Here is an 18,789-nt window from a genome sequence, read left to right on the forward strand (position 1 = left end):
CCCGCCGGCGCCTATCAACGGCTGGCCAGCAGGGCGGCGTGCTGCTCGGCGCTCAGGCCGAAGTGGCCGGGATGGGCCAGCCAGAGCGGCGTGCCCTCCTTGGGCAACCAGAGGTGGCGCCCCAGCTCGGTCCAGTTGGAGGGGAAGTGAAAATCCGATCCCACCGAGATGTAGAGGTCGTGCTCCTTGGCCCACTGGCCGAGATTCGCCCGCTCCTGCGGGCTCTGCTGGGGCAGCGAAACCTCCATGGCATCACCACCGGCCGCCTTGAAGGCCACCAGCAGCCGCTTGATCCACTTGGCGGTGAGATCATAACGGCTCGGGTGGGCCAGCACCGCCAGACCGCCAGCGGTGTGAATGGCGCTGATCGCTTCGCCCATTTCGGGCCACTCGGCCGGAGCATAGCCCTTGTTGCCCCGGCTCAGGTACTTTTTGAAGACCTTCTGCATGGTATCGGCTACCCCGCGCGCCATCAGCACCCGGGCAAAGTGGGCCCGAGTGACGGCGGCGTCGCCGGCCAGCTGCTTGGCCTCTTCATAGGTGCCGGAGAGCTGGCACTTCTCCAGACGACGCCCTATTTCCTGGGCGCGCGCCTCCCGACGGGCCAGCTGGCCGGCCAGAAACGCCACCAGCTGCGGATTTTTTTCATCCACCCCCAGCGCCACGATATGAATTTCGTGATGCTCCCAGCCGGTGGAGATCTCGACCCCGCTCACCAGCCGCAGCGGCAGTTGCTCGGCGTCGATGGTGCGGCGCACCTCATCAAGCCCGGCAAGGGTATCGTGGTCAGTGACTGCTAACACTTCGACCCCTTGGGCGGCGGCGCGGCGCACCAGTTCGGCTGGGCTCAGCACGCCATCCGAGGCCGTGGTATGGCAGTGTAGATCGAATCTCATCAGATTATTCCGCTCTCGTGGTCAGGTCACCATGGGTACACATTCGGTGAAAGAAGGCTAAAAAGCGACTTGACTTGGCCGCGGCTTTATCGTTTTCTGTAGGCACTTCATTGCAAACATCTTTTTACAGGACTTTATCATGCAAACGACTTCCATCCTGACCATCTGGTGGTGGCACACTCCCTGACATGCGGGCGTGTGGTCGTTGCTGTACCTGTAAATCTGACAGCAAATAAAGAACCCAAAGAAAAAGCCCGCTGACCCCAGCGGGCTTTTTTATTATCCGGCAAATGGACCTGTGATGAAACCGAGAATTCAGACAAGCAACCTGACCTGGCGATGGCGCCCCTGAACCAGCCACCCCAGACCCATTAAATTTTCAAGGAATTCAACGTCATGAACATCGGTAAACAGCATCACACGCAAGGGAACGCACTATGACAGCCAGCCATCGCCTTCCTCTGGGTGAATTCGATACCCTCACCCTCAACGCCCCCTACGTGGCCGATCCGCTGGCACTCTACAGCGAGCTTTGCCAGGGTCGCCCCAACAACCTGCTGCTCGAATCGGTCGAGATCGACTCCAAGGCCGGCAAACAGAGCCTGCTGCTGGTGGACGCCTGCCTGCGCATCGAGTGCCGTGGCCGCACCGTGCGGGTGCGCAGCCTGAACGACAACGGCGCCCAGCTGCAGAGCCTGCTGGCCGAGCGTCTGCCCGCCGCCGTTGCCCAGAGCATGGTGGCCGGAGAGTTGCAGCTCGACTTCCCGGCATCCGATCGGGAGCAGGATGAAGACAGCCGTCTCAAGGGGATCAGCGTGCTGGACGTGCTGCGCACCCTGCAGCGGGAGCTTGATTGCAAGCTCGGCCCTCTTGACGCTAGCGCGAACAGCGAGGCCCTGTTTATGGCCGGCAGCTTCGCCTACGACCTCATCGCCTCCTTCGAGGATCTGCCAGAGGTACCGGAGGGGAGCAACGACTGCCCCGACTACTGCTTCTACGTGGCCGAGACCCTGATCACCATCGACCACATCGCGCGTTCCACTGCGCTGCTCGCCTGCATCTTCGGCGGCGACAGCGACGAGAGCCGGGTGGAAGACAGATACCACCGCCTGAGCGAGCGCCTCGTCCAGTTCAAGCACGCCTGCCAGCAAGCCCCTGCGCAGGCTCCGGCCACCCCGGCCCTCGCCGGCGGCATGAGCGTGGACAAGAGCGACAAGCAGTTCTGCGCCGAGGTGGAGAAGCTCAAGGGCTTCATTCGCCGCGGTGACATCTTCCAGGTGGTACCGTCCCGCTGCTTCTCCCTCCCCTGCCCCAGCCCCGTCGCCGCCTATCGCCGCCTCAAGCAGACCAACCCCAGCCCCTACATGTTCTACGTGCAGGACGAGGGCTTCACCCTGTTTGGCGCCTCGCCGGAGAGCGCGGTGAAATTCTGCGCCACCAGCCGCGACGTGGAGATGTACCCCATCGCCGGTACCCGCCGCCGCGGCTTCAACCCCGATGGCAGCATCAACCGGGATCTCGACGGCCGCATCGAGCTGGAATTGCGTCAGGACGAGAAAGAGGTGGCCGAGCACCTGATGCTGGTGGATCTGGGCCGCAACGACATCGCCCGCATCTCGGAGCCGGGCACCCGCTACGTCAAGGAGCTGCTGAAAGTGGATCGCTACAGCCACGTGATGCACCTGGTCTCCAAGGTGGTCGGCACCCTGCGCTCCGACCTTGACGCCCTGCACGCCTATCAGGCCTGCATGAACATGGGCACCCTCACCGGCGCGCCGAAGATCCGCGCCAGCGAGCTGATTCGCATGGTGGAAGGCAAGCGCCGCGGCAGCTACGGCGGCGCGGTCGGCTACATCAACGGCGCTGGCGAGATGGATACCTGCATCGTCATTCGCTCCGCCTTTGTCAAAGATGGCGTGGCCCATGTGCAGGCCGGTGCCGGGGTGGTCTATGACTCCAAACCCCAGGCCGAGGCGGACGAGACCCGCGCCAAGGCGGCGGCCGTGCTGGCCGCCATCGCCGCCAGCCATGGCACCTCCCTGCAAGCCCTGAGCGCCCAGCAGGAGCAACATAAGGACGTGAGCCATGACTAACATCTTCCTGCTCGACAACTTCGACTCCTTTACCTACAACCTCGTCGATCAGTTCCGCTCCCTCGGCTATCCGGTACGGATCTACCGCAACAGCCTGCCGGCGAGCCGCATCATGAGCGAGATTGCCGCCTGCGAAGGGGATGCCGTGCTGGTGCTCTCGCCGGGGCCGGGCGCCCCCCACGAGGCAGGTTGCCTCATCGACCTTATCAAGCTGGCCCGTGGTCAGGTGCCCATCCTCGGTATCTGTCTCGGCCATCAGGCCCTGTGCGAAGCCTACGGTGGCACCGTCGGCGCGGCGGGCGAGATCGTCCACGGCAAGCGCTCCCTGATTGAGCACACCGGCCACGGCGCCTTCGCCGGTCTACCGAGCCCGCTGCCGGTGGCCCGCTACCACTCGCTGGTCGCCACCTATGTACCGGAAGAGCTGACGGTGATTGCCCACTATCAGGGCATGCCCATGGCCATCGAGCAGCAGGATGAGCGGGTGCTGGGCTTCCAGTTCCACCCGGAATCCATCATGACCTCGGAAGGGGCCCGTCTGCTGACTCAGGCGCTCGCCCACATCACCCGTCCAGAAAGCAGTGTGCGGTAAGGAGACCAACATGCATCATCATCTCAACACCCTCTATCAGGGTCAGTCTCTGAGCCGTGAAAGTACCCGCGACGCCTTCGGCCAGGTGGTACGTGGCGAAGTGGATCCCATCGTGCTCGCCAGTCTGTTGACCGCCCTCAAGATCAAGGGGGAGACCCCGGAGGAGATCGCCGGCGCCGCCGAGGCACTCTTGGCAGAAGCGCGCGACTTCCCGCGTCCGGACTATGAATTTTGCGACATCGTCGGCACCGGGGGCGATGGCCTCAACACCATCAACGTCTCCACCACCTCGGCACTGGTCGCTGCCGCCTGCGGCCTGAAAGTGGCCAAACACGGCAACCGCTCGGTCTCGAGCAAGTCTGGTTCGAGCGATCTGCTCGACAAAATGGGCATCAAGCTCGACATGAGCCCGGCGCAGGCGCGCCGCTGCCTGGACGAGCTTGGCATCTGCTTCCTGTTCGCCCCCCAGTATCACGCCGGGGTGCGCCATGCCATGCCGGTGCGCCAAGCCCTCAAGACCCGCACCCTGTTCAATGTGCTGGGGCCGCTCATCAACCCCGCTCGCCCCACCTATCAGCTGATGGGGGTCTATGCCCCGGAGCTGGTACGCCCCATCGCCGAAACCCTGCTGGCTCTGGGGCTGAAAACCGGTATGGTGGTGCACGGCGCCGGCCTTGACGAGATTGCCATCCACGGCCCGACCCAGGTGGCCCAGATCCGTGACGGCGAGATCCGCGAGTTTCTGTTAACCCCGGCTGACTTTGGCCTGGAGACCTATCCGGTCAGCGCCATTCAGGGGGGAGAGCCTGAAGAGAACCGCGCCATCACCGCCGCCATTCTGGAAGGGCGTGGTACCCCGGCCCACAACGCCGCCATCGCCGCCAACGTGGCGCCGCTGCTGCTGATGGCAGACAAGGCGAAGGATCTCAAGAGCGCGGCGGCCGAGGTGCTGGCGGTGCTGGCAAGCGGCAAGACGGCGGAGCTCGCCGCTCGGCTGGCCACCTTGAGTCATCAGGAGGCATGATGTCAGCCACAACTCTGCACAGCAGTCATTCAGAACGCCCAACCGGCAATAACCAGCTTCGCAAGGATAACGAGATGTCAGACCTTATTGCCCCCCATGCTTTTCTGAACATGGCCTCCATCAGCCAGACCATTCTCGGCAAAATCGTGGCGGCCAAGCAGGAGTGGGTTGCCGCCCGCAAGCTGGCCCAGCCACTGGAGAGCTTCCAGAGCGCGCTGACCCCAAGCGATCGGGATTTCGTCGGCGCGCTCAAGGCGGGCTCCACCCGCTTTATTCTGGAGTGCAAGAAGGCCTCCCCCTCCAAAGGCTTGATCCGCGATGATTTCAGCCCGGAGGCCATCGCCGACATCTATGGCAAATACGCCACCGCCATCTCGGTGCTGACCGACGAGAAGTTCTTTCAGGGGGATTTCGCCTTCCTGCCTCGCGTACGCAGCCGTGTTCAGCAGCCGGTGCTTTGCAAGGATTTCATGATTGACCCCTATCAGGTCTATCTGGCCCGCCACTATCAGGCGGACGCCATCCTGCTGATGCTCTCGGTGCTCACCGACGAGGGGTATCGCGCCCTGTTCGCGGTGGCCAAAGAGCTGGGCCTTGGCGTGCTCACCGAGGTAAGCAACGAGGAGGAGCTGACCCGCGCCATCGCGCTGGGGGCGCCGGTGATTGGCATCAACAACCGGGACCTGCGGGATTTGAGCGTGGATCTCAACCGCACCAAACAGCTGGCTAAAGATATTCCGAGCGATCGGGTGGTGATCAGCGAATCCGGCATCAACCACCGCGCCCAGGTGGCGGATCTGCGCCACCATGCCAAGGGCTTCCTGGTGGGCTCATCGCTGATGGCCGAGCCGGATCTGGAGGCTGCGGTGCGCAAGCTCACTCTGGGCCAGAACAAGGTGTGCGGCCTCACCCGCGCCGAAGACGCCGCTGCGGCCCATCAGGCGGGCGCGGTATTTGGCGGTCTTATCTTTGTGGCCAAAAGCCCGCGCTACGTGGACATCCCCGCCGCCCGCGCCGTGATGACGGGCGCGCCGCTCTCTTACGTCGGGGTATTTCGCAACGCCCAGCCCGCCACCCTCGTCAAGACGGTGGAGGCGCTGGGGCTCGCCGCGGTGCAGCTGCACGGGGATGAAGACGCCGCCTATATCGAGAGCCTGCGTCCCCTGCTGCCGGCTGGCTGCCAGATCTGGAAGGCAGTTGGAGTCACAAGTGGCGAACCGCTGCCCGCTCTCGACTACCCGGCCGATCGGCTGCTGCTGGATACCAAAGTAGGCAGCCAGAGCGGCGGCACCGGTCAGGCGTTCGACTGGGCCCTGCTGGCCCATCTCGATAAAGCCAAGCTGATGCTGGCGGGCGGCCTCAACCCCGACAACGCCCTGCAAGCGGCCCAGATCGGCTGCCTCGGCCTTGATTTCAACTCCGGGGTAGAGAGTGCCCCGGGCCAGAAGGATGCACACAAGCTGGCGACCGCGTTTGCCGCCCTGCGCCAACTGTAAGCAGCCCTGTGAGGCCGCCACTGAATTACTGTTTCGTAATTGATGTTCCGTTTTCGACTCAAGGTATAAGGAAGAAACCATGACCCTGCTCAACCCGTTTTTTGGTGAATTTGGCGGCATGTACGTGCCCCAGATCCTCATCCCCGCCCTGCTCCAGCTGGAGAAGGCCTTCGTCGATGCCAAGGATGATCCGGCCTTTATCGCCGAGTTTCAGACCCTGCTGACCGAGTATGCCGGTCGCCCGACCCCGCTCACCCTGACCCGCAATCTGACCAAGGGTACCAAGACCCGCCTCTATCTGAAGCGTGAAGACCTGCTGCACGGCGGCGCCCACAAGACCAACCAGGTGCTGGGTCAGGCGCTGCTGGCCAAGCGGATGGGCAAGAGCGAGATCATTGCCGAGACCGGGGCTGGTCAGCATGGCGTGGCCACTGCGCTGGCCTGCGCCCTGCTCGGCCTCAAGTGCCGGGTCTATATGGGCGCCAAGGATTGCGAGCGCCAGAAGCCCAACGTATTTCGCATGAAGCTGATGGGCGCCACCATCATTCCGGTGCATTCGGGCTCCAGCACCCTCAAAGATGCCTGCAACGAGGCGCTGCGCGACTGGGCTGCCAACTACGAGTCGGCCCACTACCTGCTCGGCACCGCCGCCGGCCCACACCCCTTCCCCACTATCGTGCGGGAGTTCCAGAAGATGATCGGCGAAGAGGCCAAAGCCCAGTGCTTCGAGAAGGAAGAGCGGCTGCCCGATGCGGTGATCGCCTGCGTCGGCGGCGGCTCGAATGCCATCGGCATGTTTGCCGACTTTATCGATGAGCCGTCGGTGCGCCTCATCGGCGTCGAGCCCGGTGGTCACGGCATCGAGAGTGGCGAGCACGGCGCGCCGCTGGGGCACGGCAGCAAGGGGGTCTTCTTTGGCATGCACTCCTACCTGATGCAGGACAATCAGGGTCAGATCCAGGAGTCCTACTCCGTCTCGGCAGGGCTGGATTTCCCCTCCGTCGGCCCGCAGCACGCACACCTGGCCGCCATCGGCCGCGCCGAGTACCCCTCGGTGACCGACAAGGAGGCGCTGGACGCCTTCCAGGAGCTGGCCAAATCCGAAGGGATCATCCCGGCGCTGGAGTCCTCCCACGCGCTGGCCCACGCCCTCAAGATGGCCCGCAGTGAACCGGAAAAAGAGCAGGTGCTCATCGTCAACCTCTCCGGCCGTGGCGACAAAGATATCTTCACCGTTGCCGACATCTTTGAAAAAGAAGGAACCTTGTCATGAACCGTTACGCACAACTCTTCTCCCGTCTGGATGAAGCCAATCAGGGCGCCTTTGTGCCGTTCGTGATGCTGGGTGACCCCACACCTGAACTCTCCCTGGCCATCGTCGATGCGCTGGTCGTAGGGGGCGCCGATGCCCTCGAGCTCGGCATTCCCTTCTCCGATCCGGTGGCGGATGGCCCCACCATTCAGGGCGCCGCCCTGCGCGCCTTTGCCAGTCACACTACCCCAGACGACTGCTTCGAGCTGCTCGGCCGCATCCGTGCCAAGTACCCGCAGCTGCCCATTGGCCTCTTGGTCTACGCCAACCTAGTCTATGTGCGCAAAATTGACGGCTTCTACGAGAAGTGCCAGCAGGCGGGCGTGGATTCGGTGCTGGTCGCCGACGTGCCGGTGCAGATGTGCGCCCCCTACAAGGCGGCCGCCGACAAGTTCGGCATCGACAGCATCTTTATCGCCCCGCCCAATGGCGACGCCGAGACCCTGAAACAGGTGGCGGAGCTCGGCAATGGTTACACCTATCTGGTGAGCCGAGCCGGCGTGACCGGTGCCGAGACCAAGGCTGGCATGCCGGTGGAAGGTCTCATCAATACCTTGCGCGAGTTCAACGCTCCCCCTGCCCTGCTCGGCTTTGGCATCAGCGAACCGGCCCAGGTGCGTGAAGCCATCGCTGCTGGCGCCGCCGGTGCCATCTCCGGCTCCGCCGTGGTGAAGATTATCGAGACCCACCACCAGAACCCGGAGCATATGCTCACTCGTCTGAAGGAGTTTGTGGAAGGGATGAAGGCCGCGACCAATCGATAAGGGGCGGCATGGGTCACATGCCATTGACCGTGTCTGAGGAAAGGGAGCCTGCTAGGCTCCCTTTTGTTATCCGGCGTCAGCGGTTGGCTTCTCTATAGGTCTGATTAGCGAAGCGTAATCGGACGTTCGCGACGTTGATATGGTGGCGCTGCTTCGCCATGCAGGACGCGAGGGCTCTGCCCTCGACGGGGCTTCGCCCGTCCTTCGGGTCGGGGCGAGTGACTTGTCTTTGCGTGGCCAAAGAAAAGTCACCAAAAGAAAGGCCCCCCCCCCGCTTATTCGCCCGACTAACGTCGGGTACCTTCGGCTCATCCTCTTGTCCAACGGTACGCGCCGATGAGCCTTTGGCCTCCGCTATCCATGGCTTCGCCCAAAGCCTGCTTCGAACATCCGTGTTCTCGCGGCCTGGACAAGAGGGCTCGCCTCAGCGAATAAGAGGGAGATCAACACCGTGCCAACCCGTAGCCCCGTCTAACCGCAGATATGCTCCCTCTCCCCTTGCGCGAGGGCAGGGGTGAGGGGTATTGCACATACCCAGCCGAGTGATCGGCGCACCTCAAACATCGCTAATGACAATTTTATTGATCTAGTGCAAATTCCCGTCAAAACAATCTTCTCGCCCTTCACCCCCCCCTTAAGATAGCCAAACGACAATCCATCTCTCGGAAGCTCACCATGGCTGCGATTGTTGCTTTCTCGCAGGTTAACAGCAGCGAACTGGGGGCTGTCACTCAGGGGCGGTAGCGTGGTTTTTGTAGGTTGGCACAGAGCGTAGCGAAGCCCAACAGGCGAGCCTTATTGCGCCAACCCGATCGGGATAAACAAGCATGTGGCAAAATCGTGAAATAGGGTTTCAGATATATTCACGGTACAATGTTGGGCTTTATTTCTCTCAGCACCAATCTACGATTTTTAAATATAAGAGATCTGCGGTTTACCGCACATGTGTTAATCATTGGACTTTAATTCAGTCATAAGGAAGTGACATGTATTCACAATCAAGCTTACTGACCGCAATAATTTTATCTACCATCACAACTGCAATTATCTTTGTGCTTTTATTTTCAAAAAAAACTAAAAATGCTGTTGTCAAAATTCAAGAATTGGATGCTATTATAAATGAACATAAAAAATCAATTCATCTTCTTGAGGCAGAACATATTAATTCAAAAAACAACCTTGAAATTGCGCACCATGATTCACTAAAGAAATCGAAGGAACAGGCACACCAACAAGGTTATGATCTTGGGATCACAGCAGCAAACAAAGATCACCTCCTTGAAATAACAAACATCAAGTCAGCACATCGTGAAGAACTTGCGAAGCAAGAGGCTGAAGCGGAAAAGAAGGGGCGGGCAATTGCAAAAATGGAACATGAAGCTCAAGTAAAGGCCTTTGGTGTTGAAATTAAACCCTACGTAAAAATAGAGAAAGATGCTGGCGTGATCTGGGATGAACATAAAAGCTATACCGGCTATCAGTACCAACTTTTGATCAATGGAATCCCTGCATTTCAGCCACATATAATAATTTAACATACAGAAGAGCTAAAGGTCGTTGACAAACAGGTAATTGCTGAACTTATAAAGTTAGCTCACTCTTCAGCGAATGTCGCAGCCAAAGCCTACCTTGGCGGTACTACATCAAGTGCCTTAGTAATAGGCCAAGAAATAATTCAACAAGTTAAAGTCTAACAAAGCAATGATGCAAACGCATCACTGTCCTGACCTGTTCACGCAAACGGGGTTTAGCGGTACTCTCCATAGCTGGCTCCTGAACTGTTTTTTACACAGTAGTAATGATAGAGTAAAAAATTAGTTCAAGAGAATACATTCAAGTATCAGAGACATACTGGTAATAGACTGATTTAATTTAATTTTTCCATGGCAACTCCAAAAGTCACGCGAGCGCCAATATAAAACCTACGAGCCATGGGAATACATCTATGGTGTGCATACACTTACAGTTCAAGAGCAAGAAATGGTGGGGCCCTAAAGGGGTCTGTTAATGAACTAAATGAGTTTCACGGACGCAATAAATTTTACCTCTCGACTGAATACTGTGAGTTAATAAGTCGAATTACACAATTATCTTCCTTTATATCATAAAATTACTCAAATCTAGCTATTAAGAATGAAAAGGGTGAGTACATAGTAAATCCTAAAGTGTCAGAAACTTGGAATGCTTCAATTGAAACAATTCATCAGATGTTACCGATGTTAGATTTAGAATTTAAAAGCTTAATCGGAATGGAAGTAAAGTGAACTCACAAAGCATTTAAGAGTGATTCCCAACGCTTGGCCTTTTCAACAAGTTCAGGGTTGGGTTTCGTTTTTACTGTGCAATGGTTTAGATACGTGGTAGCGTTGCTCACCCCTTAACAGAACATTAGCTGTAATCATGCCTCTATAGTTGAGAGGCACCTGTCAAAGATTATTTCCATCGCGCTATAGTCACAGTGATAGCCAAGGATATTTGCATCTGCCCACTCTTTTACAGAAACTCCAGATAGATTTAAGTTATAGCCAGAGTTTATACAGATGTGTTCAAAAAGAATCCTTTGGGCTCTTCCGTTTCCCTCTCTAAAAGGATGGAGAACATTGATATCACAGTAATATTCAGCGAGTTTTTTGATAAAGAGAGCTCTTTCAAGTCCTTCTAGAAAACTTTCTTTAGCAAGGCTACTGAATAATTTATTAGATTCTTGCTTGATAAATTCACAGCTGCAAAATCGGGTAGTTCCTTTTGATATATCGATAATTCTTATTACCCCTGCCCATTCAAAAAGGTCTGAAAAGAGAGTTCTATGAATGTCACATAGTGTTTCAAAAGTATAAGGTGGCTCTTTAAAGTGAATAGATAAAGCTGCCAGCTCGGTAAACTCCTTCTCAGCTTCCTCTAAAATCCGGAGGTCTTGTATATCAAACTTATTTATTAGTACATCAGAGTTCTTGTAGGTGTACGGATCGTCACCTGTTCCATATTTATCAACCATGATTATTGCTCATATTTTATAGCTTGAGTATTTTGCAATAAGAGAGCGTTTTTTTGTAGAGCTATATTTTTTTAGATTCTTCGTTGATATAGAAAAATGAATCGCAATTCCTTCAAGCCGTGAGCTTTCTTTATAGTTAATCATTTTTACTGATTCATAAAAGGCAGCTTTGCTGAACTTGAGAGTAGTTTTCTTTAGAGGTCTCGCTACTAATTCATTTTCTAAGACATTCCCTGACTCAAATACGCCCCAGCTTGTTATGGAGTAACGAATATTTCGCCCATCCTTCGTTTTCTTTATTACAATCTTCAAGTCTGATTGAAGTGCTTTCATGACATTCTGAACCTTGCGCTCAGATATCCCTGTTGCCGCAACTATATCTTGTGTTGTGGGCTCAGATAACTGAGTTAGAGCTGCTAGAACATCGAGTTCATAGTTCATACTGACCTCCGCATATATATGCGCATAATAGAGGGAGTTTGCATCTAATTCAAGTTAAATGCAGCTAACAAGCGCATGTTGCCGGACGACTTTTCCGCTGTGCTCCAAATACAGCCACAAATTCGGGCGTTAACTGGCAAAAGGGAATGCCAAAAGCACCCGAGCAAACAAAAAATCAGGGCTCCCATCTTTCTGAGCACGACGTTGCATAGCCAGAACACAAGAGAGATGTCTCCACTTTTTGATTTTTTTGCTCAGCCAGCATATATCAAACAAACCTTTCCAACCCCACAACTACCGCCCCCTTCTCCACTCCCGCCATCCCATCAACACCAGCATCAACGCACCTCCCGGCAGCCAGACCCAGTAGAGCTCGGAGAGGATCACCGCCTCACCTCGGGCGGTGAGGTAGGCCTCCAGCTTGAAGGGGGCGACCCGGATCACCTGCCAGGGGGCAAAGAAACGCTCGTCCCGCCACGGCCAGAGCCAGCCAACCCCCTTGCCGCCGGTGGTGAGGGAATCGAGCAGGCTGTGGGAGAGCAGAGAGACCAGCAGAAACGACCAGACGGTAGCGGCACTGGCCTTAAGCTGGCGGTGAAGCAGCATGGCCAGCGTGGGCAGGGCAAATGCAAACAGCAATGAGTGGGTAAAGCCGCGGTGGCCAAAGACATGGCCGTAGGCGACCCCCAGTTTGAAGGCGAGCACGTCGGCATCGGGCAGCATGGCGATGGCAATACCTGCCAGCAGCAGGCGCGGCGGGATAATCCGGCTGCCAAGCCCGAGTCCAAGGCAGAGAGGGACGGCGGCGTGGGTGACGATGGTCGGCATAGGGTGAAGCTCCAACTGAAAACGTGAGCCTACCTTATTCCCGCTCGGTGAAGTGAAGGTGAAGTTGCGTGCCACCAGCCTTGAGCCCATGACGGGCATTGCCTACAATGACCCACTTTTTATCACACTCAGGTAAATAAAATGAGCGACAACAAACCGGCCCTGCCCGACCGTCTGGCGGCCAACCCGCGCAGCCCGCACCACGTGGCTGAGTGCTTCCAACACGAGATTGGCATTCGCGTGAACGGCAAGGAGCGCACCAATGTCGAGGAGTACTGCATCAGCGAAGGTTGGGTGAAGATCCCCTCCCCCAAGGCCAAGGATCGCTACGGCAACCCCATGCTGATCACCGTCAAGGGCACCGTCGAGGCCTTCTACGCCTAAGCTGCCCTGACCGCGCGCCCGCCGGGCCCGCCGCCATGCTGTTCAGAACACCGGCCTTGTGCCGGTGTTCTGCTTTGAGCCCTGCATCTTGACGCCTGTGGCGGGCAAGGAGTGTCGCAGCGGGCGCCGCACTCTCTTGCATCAGGCCGGCGTCTCGGCAATCCTTGCCGCCCCTTGAACTGGCAAGATCTCATCCATGAACAAGCTGTTTGTCCTGCTGGCGCTGTTGACCCTGAGCACAGCGGTCCGCGCCGATATCCTTATCAATCCCCAGATCGTGGTGAACGGCCAGAGCCAGGGTGGCGGGCGCATCCACGTTTGTACCCTGACCCCCTTCAACAGCGTCTATGCCGATGCGGGGCGCAGCGAGTGGTTGGCGCGCCAGAAGGTGAGCCGCCGCTGCCAGCAGGGCCAAGGCAACAACAGCCTGTTTTGCGAGGTGGCCAAGGCGAGCTGCCTGACAACCCGATTGGACGAAGGGGACGACGCCAGCACCCTGCTGGTGTTCGACGGCGCCCACCAGAGCGGCGAGTCCCTGCGCATCGACCGGGATATTGCGGATCTCGGCCGCTACGGCTTTGCCAACCGCATCTCCTCCTTCACCGTACCGGCTGGCTGGGTGGTACGCTTCTTCGAGGAGACCGACTTTCGCGGTGGCTACTACACCCGCAAGGGCGGCGAGCAGGAGGCAACCGACTTCAACAACCGCATCCGCTCGGTGCGGATCCTGAGCCACTAGCGCCTTGCCCCATCACCTCTTCGCCATAAAAAAACCTCTGCCCAGGCAGAGGTTTTTGCTTTTCGAGGCTTACTGCCAGTTGGGGTCGGCCTCAACCTGCTTCATCAGGGCAGCCTGCATCCCCTTGTCCGGCTGGCCGAGCCAGGTGTAGCGGGCGAATTTGGACGGGGTTTCGCGGGCGGCGTCGCTATCCGGCAGGTCGATCAGCACACCCCACACCCGTTTGGCCTTGGTATCCACCAGCAGTTGCATGTAGTGGCTGGCGCAGTCGTGGGGCTTGCAGACCGAGCCGCTCTGATAGGGGGTGCCGGCCACGGCTTCGAGCGGGGAGCTGGTGCCGTTGCCGCTGCGCACCCACTTGGGCAGGTTCTTGATGCCCTGGGTCGCCTTGGCCCAGGGGGCCTTGAAGTCCGCCGACAGCAGCAGATCCGAGGTATAGGTAGCGGCGGCAAACGCTGGCGCGGCGCCGACCAGCAGCAGGGAGAGCGCCAATGCGCGAGAGAAACGGGTCATGATGTGATTCCTTGTTATATGAATGCCTGAACAGGCGCGGGCTGGCCGCGCGCCATCACGCTACCGCCTGCGCCCGCCCTTGTCGAGTCCATGCCGTGCCGAGGCGTCAGTGGCTGGCGCCAGATGGACGACACCCCGCCGCGCCAGTGGCGAGACGGGGTGTGCATGGGGGCAAGGGTCGCTTAGCCGAGGGAGGCGAACAGCCCCGCCAGGGTGGCGCTCATCAGGTTGGCCAGGGTCGCCGCCAGCACCGCCTTGAAGCCGAGGCTCGCCACGTCGTGGCGGCGCTCCGGCGCCATGGTGCCGATGGAGCCGAGCTGCACCGCGATGGAGCCCAGGTTGGCAAAACCGCAGAGGGCGAAGGTGATGATGATCTGGGTGTGGGCGCTGAGATCCTGCTTGATATTGGCAAAGTCCAGGTAGGCGACGAACTCGTTCATGATCACCTTCTGGCCGATCAAGGATCCTGCCGCCATCATCTCGCTGGCCGGCACGCCGATAAGCCAGGCCACCGGGGCAAACAGGTAACCCAGCAGATGCTGCAGGGAGAGATCAGCCCAGCCGAACCACTCGCCCACCGTGGTGAGACCGGCGTTGATCATGGTGATGACGCTGACAAAGGCCAGCAGTATGGTGCCGATGGCCACCGCGATCTTCATGCCGCTCATGGCGCCGCCCGCCAGGGCGTCGATGGCGTTGCTGTAGTCACTCTTGTCGAGGGTGATCTCGGCCTGCTCGCGCACCTGCTGCTGCTCCGGCACCAAGAGTTTCGCCATCAAGAGGCCCCCCGGCGCCGCCATAAAGGAGGCCGCGATCAGGTACTTGAGATCCACACCCAGCCCGGCGTAGCCCCCGAGCACAGAGCCTGCCACCGAGGCCATGCCGCAAGTCATCACCGCAAACAGCTCGGAGCGGGTCATGCCGGCCAGGAAGGGGCGGATCAGCAGCGGGGATTCCCCTTGCGAGAGGAAGATGTTGCCGGTGGCCACCAGGGATTCGGCGCGGCTGGTGCCGAGCAGGCGGTGAATGCCGCCTCCCAACACTCGGATCACCCACTGCATGATGCCGAAGTGATAGAGCACGGCGATCAGCGCGCTGATGAAGATCACCAGCGGCAGCACCCGCACGGCGAAAATGAAGCCGTTGCTGGCCAGATCGCCAAACACGAAGCGGATGCCGCTGTCGGCAAAGCCGAGCAGGGCAGAGACGCCGTTGCTCATGGCACCGAGCATGATTTGACCGGGGGGGAAGTAGAGCACCAGGGCGGCAAAGCCGGTTTGCAGGGCGAGGGCCCCCAGCACGGTCCGCCAGCGGATGGCACGGCGGTTTTCACTGGCCAGCCAGGCGATAAACATCAGGGCCAGCATACCGACCAGACTCAATAACAGCGTCATCTTGCACCTATGAAGAGAGAAGTTTCATACGGCAAGTCTGCAGACAGGCATCGCAGGGAGCGGGCGGGAGAGGTGCCGACCCCGCGACACGCAGACCACAAACCTACAGGTTAGTGGCGGGTCCCATCCTGGGGTCATTCACGTTCCAGGTGACGGCGAGTATCGGGTGACGCCAGCGCCGTCGCAGGGGGAGCTGCGGCCGGGTGGCAGGTCGGGCGGCGATGGTACAGTGATCGCCGTCACAGAAAAAGCGGTAAAACGATTGGCCCCGCCAACTTTTTCACGGCTGCGGTGAGCTTTACCCAAAACGCGGCAGGATTGCGCCACAACTGAGCAAACCCACAGGGAAAGTACATGTTGCTCCCCCCGAATAGGGCAGGCGCCACCCCCTTCCCCGGATAACCGAAGCGGTTCACGTTTTTTCACGCCACGACGCGATACACTGGCCAATCACCAAGTTTATGTTTTTATTGAAAAAGCCCCATGGTCCTGGAATGGCCTGGTGCCATCAACCTTCGGTGGAACGCCATCATGATGAAAAGAACCGCGATTGCCCTGACGCTGGCCGGCCTGCTGACACTGCCTGCCGTGCTCCCTTCCGAAGCCTGGGCTACCCCGGTACGCTCCCTGCAAAAGGAGCAGAATTACGACCAGTACATCAGCAAGCGCCAGGTGGTGGATCAGCTGCTGGCGGATGCCTGGCAGATCTTCAAATCCCCCGCCCGCATCTCCACCGCCGGCTTCACCGCCAAGATGCCGAGCAACATGGAGCAGGTGACCGAGCTGCTGCTGCAGGCCTACCAGCTCGAGCCCTATCGCACCGACCTGCTCATCTCTGCGGCCAACGCCCAGATCTACAACGGCAACGTGGACAAGGCCATCGGCCTGTTCGAGCAGGTCCTCAGCACCGCGCCCGATGACATCGACCTGCTGAGCTACCTCGCCACCTGGCAGACCTTCAAACACAACGAGGCCGCCGCCAAGGGGTATCAGAGCAAGCTGGCCAGCCTGAACCCGGGCCGGGCCGCCGATCTGCAGCGTATCTTCGACACGGTCGAGCGCGTCGTCGCCACCCCGCTCAAGGAGCAGGGGGAGCGCTCACCCAAGCCGGGCAACCGGGTCATCGTCACCCTAGGTTATGCCCTCAATCCCGACGGCTCCATGCACGACATCCTGCTGGGCCGGCTGGAAACCACCCGGGCGCTGGCCAAGGCCAACCCGGCGGCCCTCATCATCCTGACCGGCGGCGTGCCCCAAAACCGTCAGACCGAGGGCAAGCTGATGGCGGACTGGCTGGTGAAAAAGGGGATAGATCGCTCGCGCATCATCGAAGAGAACTACGCCACCAGCACGGTGGAGAACGCCCTCTATAGCGGCTATGCCCTCGCCCGCCACCAGATCGAGTATGCCACCCTGGTGAGCTCCGCCAGCCATGTGCGCCGGGGCCAGACCCTGCTGGAGATCGCCTGCTGGCAGAGCGGGCCGGCCGGGATCCGGATAGACAGCGTCAGCTATCCCGACAAGCCGCTCTCCGAGCTTGCCAAGGTGAGCGACAGCGAGCTGCTCGGCATCTACCGCGACGCCCTGCGCACCTACGGGCTCTGGAGCTACCGCTCCACCCCCCTGCTGGAGCGCTGAGCTCAGGCACGCCGCGCTCACCCGGCCCGTTGCCTGCACACTTTTTGCATCACGGATGCGTTATGAATGGGATGGTCACACCTACCCCAAACGGCATCTGAAGTGCCAAAGTGGCGAATGTACGTTCAGCTACTGACTGTAGAGAAGCGGCTGTTATGAAATTACCACTACAAACATCTCGGGCGCTACCGCCCCCCTCCCAGAAACACCCCCACGGGTGTGGGGAAGACCCTCAAGATCGCCGAGAAAAGTCGCCGTATAGGGAAACACCCCCACGGGTGTGGGGAAGACTATCGAGTCAGTATTGCCACCCGGTGATGCGCAGAAACACCCCCACGGGTGTGGGGAAGACCTGCGCATGCTGGTCAAGAAGACCTCCCTGCCAGAAACACCCCCACGGGTGTGGGGAAGACCTTATCCACGGCAGCCGCGATGTAATTCTGCTGGAAACACCCCCACGGGTGTGGGGAAGACACCTTACCCCAGCGGTGCTGCCATAACAGATCGGAAACACCCCCACGGGAGTGGGGAAGACGGATGAGAGCGACGTACCGCAGCCACTGCTCCAGAAACACCCCCACGGGTGTGGGGAAGACCCAAGGTGATGCAGCAGGACATCCTGGTGGACAGAAACACCCCCACGGGTGTGGGGAAGACTGTGTTTCTTCGGCAGGTTCTTGAGACCCCAGAGAAACACCCCCACGGGTGTGGGGAAGACGGTGTCCTCACCGCTGTTACTGCCATGGCTGGGGAAACACCCCCACGGGTGTGGGGAAGACACCCCCAGGATCTTGCGGCCTTGGCCATAGTTGGAAACACCCCCACGGGTGTGGGGAAGACACCATCAAGTTTGTGGAGAGCTTCTATCCATGAGAAACACCCCCACGGGTGTGGGGAAGACCGCTCGTTGCTCTCCTTCATGGCCTGCATGCGGGAAACACCCCCACGGGTGTGGGGAAGACTCTGCACCTTTCAAATCTATCCCACGGCGTATAGAAACACCCCCACGGGTGTGGGGAAGACATCCTCCAGCTTGGCCCGCACCTCGGCCTGCCAGAAACACCCCCACGGGTGTGGGGAAGACAACAATCGCCAGCAGCTCGATGTCTCGGTCAAGGAAACACCCCCACGGGTGTGGGGAAGACACCTCAAGGCAACCAACCAGAAGCGCCCGCTCAGAAACACCCCCACGGGTGTGGGGAAGACTTGACCAGCTCATCAACGACCGGGGGTTCTACGGAAACCCCCCCACGGGTGTGGGGAAGACCCGGTGGTCTCGTCGATGCCGACATCATTCGCAGAAACACCCCCACGGGTGTGGGGAAGACTGGCAACAGTAACCTGCAGCTCCTCATCCTGGAGAAACACCCCCACGGGTGTGGGGAAGACGAGATAACGATGGCCTCAAAGTCTATAGGCTCGGAAACACCCCCACGGGTGTGGGGAAGACGATCCTCTGGCGCGATTGAGCGCTGATCAGTGCGAAACACCCCCACGGGTGTGGGGAAGACTTGCCCCTTTACCTGATGACGCAGCCTCTCTTAGAAACACCCCCACGGGTGTGGGGAAGACTCATTAATGCACTCCGTAATAGATGCCTGACAAGAAACACCCCCACGGGTGTGGGGAAGACTGCGACATCAAGCCTAACTTAGCTACTGAAGGGGAAACACCCCCACG

16 protein-coding genes and 1 CRISPR repeat array (1 of these 17 only partly in view) are annotated in these 18,789 nt (G+C 59.0%); of the genes, 10 read left to right on the plus strand and 6 right to left on the minus strand.

Translation table 11 applies throughout. The features are described from left to right. Positions 1-14: 14 nt before the first annotated feature. Positions 15-896, minus strand: coding sequence for an RNase RNM (rnm, locus tag OKB87_RS11725; protein ID WP_168756044.1), 882 nt, complete (start codon positions 894-896; stop codon positions 15-17). A gap of 437 nt (positions 897-1,333) precedes the next feature. Between rnm and OKB87_RS11730 the strand changes: the two genes are divergently transcribed. From OKB87_RS11730 to OKB87_RS11760, 7 genes are all read left to right on the plus strand, one after another. Next, on the plus strand, positions 1,334-2,989 hold the full coding sequence (locus OKB87_RS11730; RefSeq protein ID WP_270827524.1) for an anthranilate synthase component 1: 1,656 nt from the start codon (positions 1,334-1,336) through the stop codon (positions 2,987-2,989). Then, positions 2,982-3,581 (plus strand): aminodeoxychorismate/anthranilate synthase component II, encoded by a 600-nt coding sequence (locus tag OKB87_RS11735; RefSeq protein WP_270827525.1) that lies wholly within the window; start codon positions 2,982-2,984, stop codon positions 3,579-3,581. Before OKB87_RS11730 ends, OKB87_RS11735 begins: the two co-directional genes overlap by 8 nt. 10 nt (positions 3,582-3,591) lie before the next feature. Further along, complete coding sequence (gene trpD, locus OKB87_RS11740) at positions 3,592-4,605, plus strand: anthranilate phosphoribosyltransferase (RefSeq protein ID WP_043158896.1); 1,014 nt, start codon at positions 3,592-3,594, stop codon at positions 4,603-4,605. After that, entirely contained in the window at positions 4,605-6,101 is a 1,497-nt protein-coding gene (gene trpCF / locus OKB87_RS11745; RefSeq protein WP_270827526.1) for a bifunctional indole-3-glycerol-phosphate synthase TrpC/phosphoribosylanthranilate isomerase TrpF, read from the plus strand. The genes trpD and trpCF overlap by 1 nt, the downstream gene beginning before the upstream one ends. Positions 6,102-6,180: 79 nt before the next feature. Then, positions 6,181-7,374, plus strand: a complete 1,194-nt coding sequence (gene trpB, locus OKB87_RS11750) for a tryptophan synthase subunit beta (RefSeq protein ID WP_270827527.1) — start codon at positions 6,181-6,183, stop codon at positions 7,372-7,374. Next, positions 7,371-8,177 carry a tryptophan synthase subunit alpha gene (gene trpA, locus OKB87_RS11755; protein WP_270827528.1) on the plus strand — a complete coding sequence of 269 codons (807 nt, stop codon included), beginning with the start codon at positions 7,371-7,373 and terminating at the stop codon, positions 8,175-8,177. Before trpB ends, trpA begins: the two co-directional genes overlap by 4 nt. Before the next feature lie 986 nt (positions 8,178-9,163). Further along, the gene (locus OKB87_RS11760; RefSeq protein ID WP_270827529.1) at positions 9,164-9,712 is read left to right on the plus strand and encodes a hypothetical protein; all 549 of its coding nucleotides are present in this window, start codon (positions 9,164-9,166) and stop codon (positions 9,710-9,712) included. 863 nt (positions 9,713-10,575) lie between these two features. Here OKB87_RS11760 and OKB87_RS11765 read toward each other — a convergent pair. From OKB87_RS11765 to OKB87_RS11775, 3 genes are all read right to left on the minus strand, one after another. Continuing rightward, a complete protein-coding gene (locus tag OKB87_RS11765; protein ID WP_270827530.1) occupies positions 10,576-11,172 on the minus strand; it encodes a putative adenosine monophosphate-protein transferase Fic in 597 nt (198 codons plus the stop codon). Between the two features lie 9 nt (positions 11,173-11,181). Then, on the minus strand, positions 11,182-11,613 hold the full coding sequence (locus tag OKB87_RS11770) for a YhfG family protein (RefSeq protein WP_270827531.1): 432 nt from the start codon (positions 11,611-11,613) through the stop codon (positions 11,182-11,184). A 294-nt stretch (positions 11,614-11,907) separates the two neighbouring features. Next, complete coding sequence (locus OKB87_RS11775) at positions 11,908-12,441, minus strand: metal-dependent hydrolase (RefSeq protein WP_270827532.1); 534 nt, start codon at positions 12,439-12,441, stop codon at positions 11,908-11,910. A 141-nt stretch (positions 12,442-12,582) separates the two neighbouring features. Between OKB87_RS11775 and OKB87_RS11780 the strand changes: the two genes are divergently transcribed. Both OKB87_RS11780 and OKB87_RS11785 read left to right on the plus strand, forming a co-directional pair. After that, positions 12,583-12,825 (plus strand): DUF3297 family protein, encoded by a 243-nt coding sequence (locus tag OKB87_RS11780; protein WP_005302916.1) that lies wholly within the window; start codon positions 12,583-12,585, stop codon positions 12,823-12,825. Between the two features lie 196 nt (positions 12,826-13,021). Then, on the plus strand, positions 13,022-13,564 hold the full coding sequence (locus tag OKB87_RS11785; RefSeq protein ID WP_270827533.1) for a beta/gamma crystallin-related protein: 543 nt from the start codon (positions 13,022-13,024) through the stop codon (positions 13,562-13,564). A gap of 69 nt (positions 13,565-13,633) precedes the next feature. Here OKB87_RS11785 and OKB87_RS11790 read toward each other — a convergent pair whose 3' ends face one another. Next, the gene (locus tag OKB87_RS11790; RefSeq protein WP_017410358.1) at positions 13,634-14,077 is read right to left on the minus strand and encodes an inhibitor of vertebrate lysozyme family protein; all 444 of its coding nucleotides are present in this window, start codon (positions 14,075-14,077) and stop codon (positions 13,634-13,636) included. 182 nt (positions 14,078-14,259) lie between these two features. Beyond that, the gene (locus tag OKB87_RS11795) at positions 14,260-15,471 is read right to left on the minus strand and encodes a NupC/NupG family nucleoside CNT transporter (RefSeq protein WP_270827534.1); all 1,212 of its coding nucleotides are present in this window, start codon (positions 15,469-15,471) and stop codon (positions 14,260-14,262) included. A gap of 483 nt (positions 15,472-15,954) precedes the next feature. Here OKB87_RS11795 and OKB87_RS11800 point away from each other — a divergent pair, with 483 nt between their 5' ends. Further along, complete coding sequence (locus OKB87_RS11800) at positions 15,955-17,109, plus strand: ElyC/SanA/YdcF family protein (protein WP_270827535.1); 1,155 nt, start codon at positions 15,955-15,957, stop codon at positions 17,107-17,109. 202 nt (positions 17,110-17,311) lie between these two features. Further along, positions 17,312-18,789: direct repeats of the CRISPR family, unit length 28 nt; unit sequence GAAACACCCCCACGGGTGTGGGGAAGAC (it continues 14 nt past the right edge of the window).

The organism is Aeromonas sp. Y318-1, from assembly GCF_027706125.1.
GTDB classification, from domain to species: domain Bacteria; phylum Pseudomonadota; class Gammaproteobacteria; order Enterobacterales; family Aeromonadaceae; genus Aeromonas; species Aeromonas hydrophila.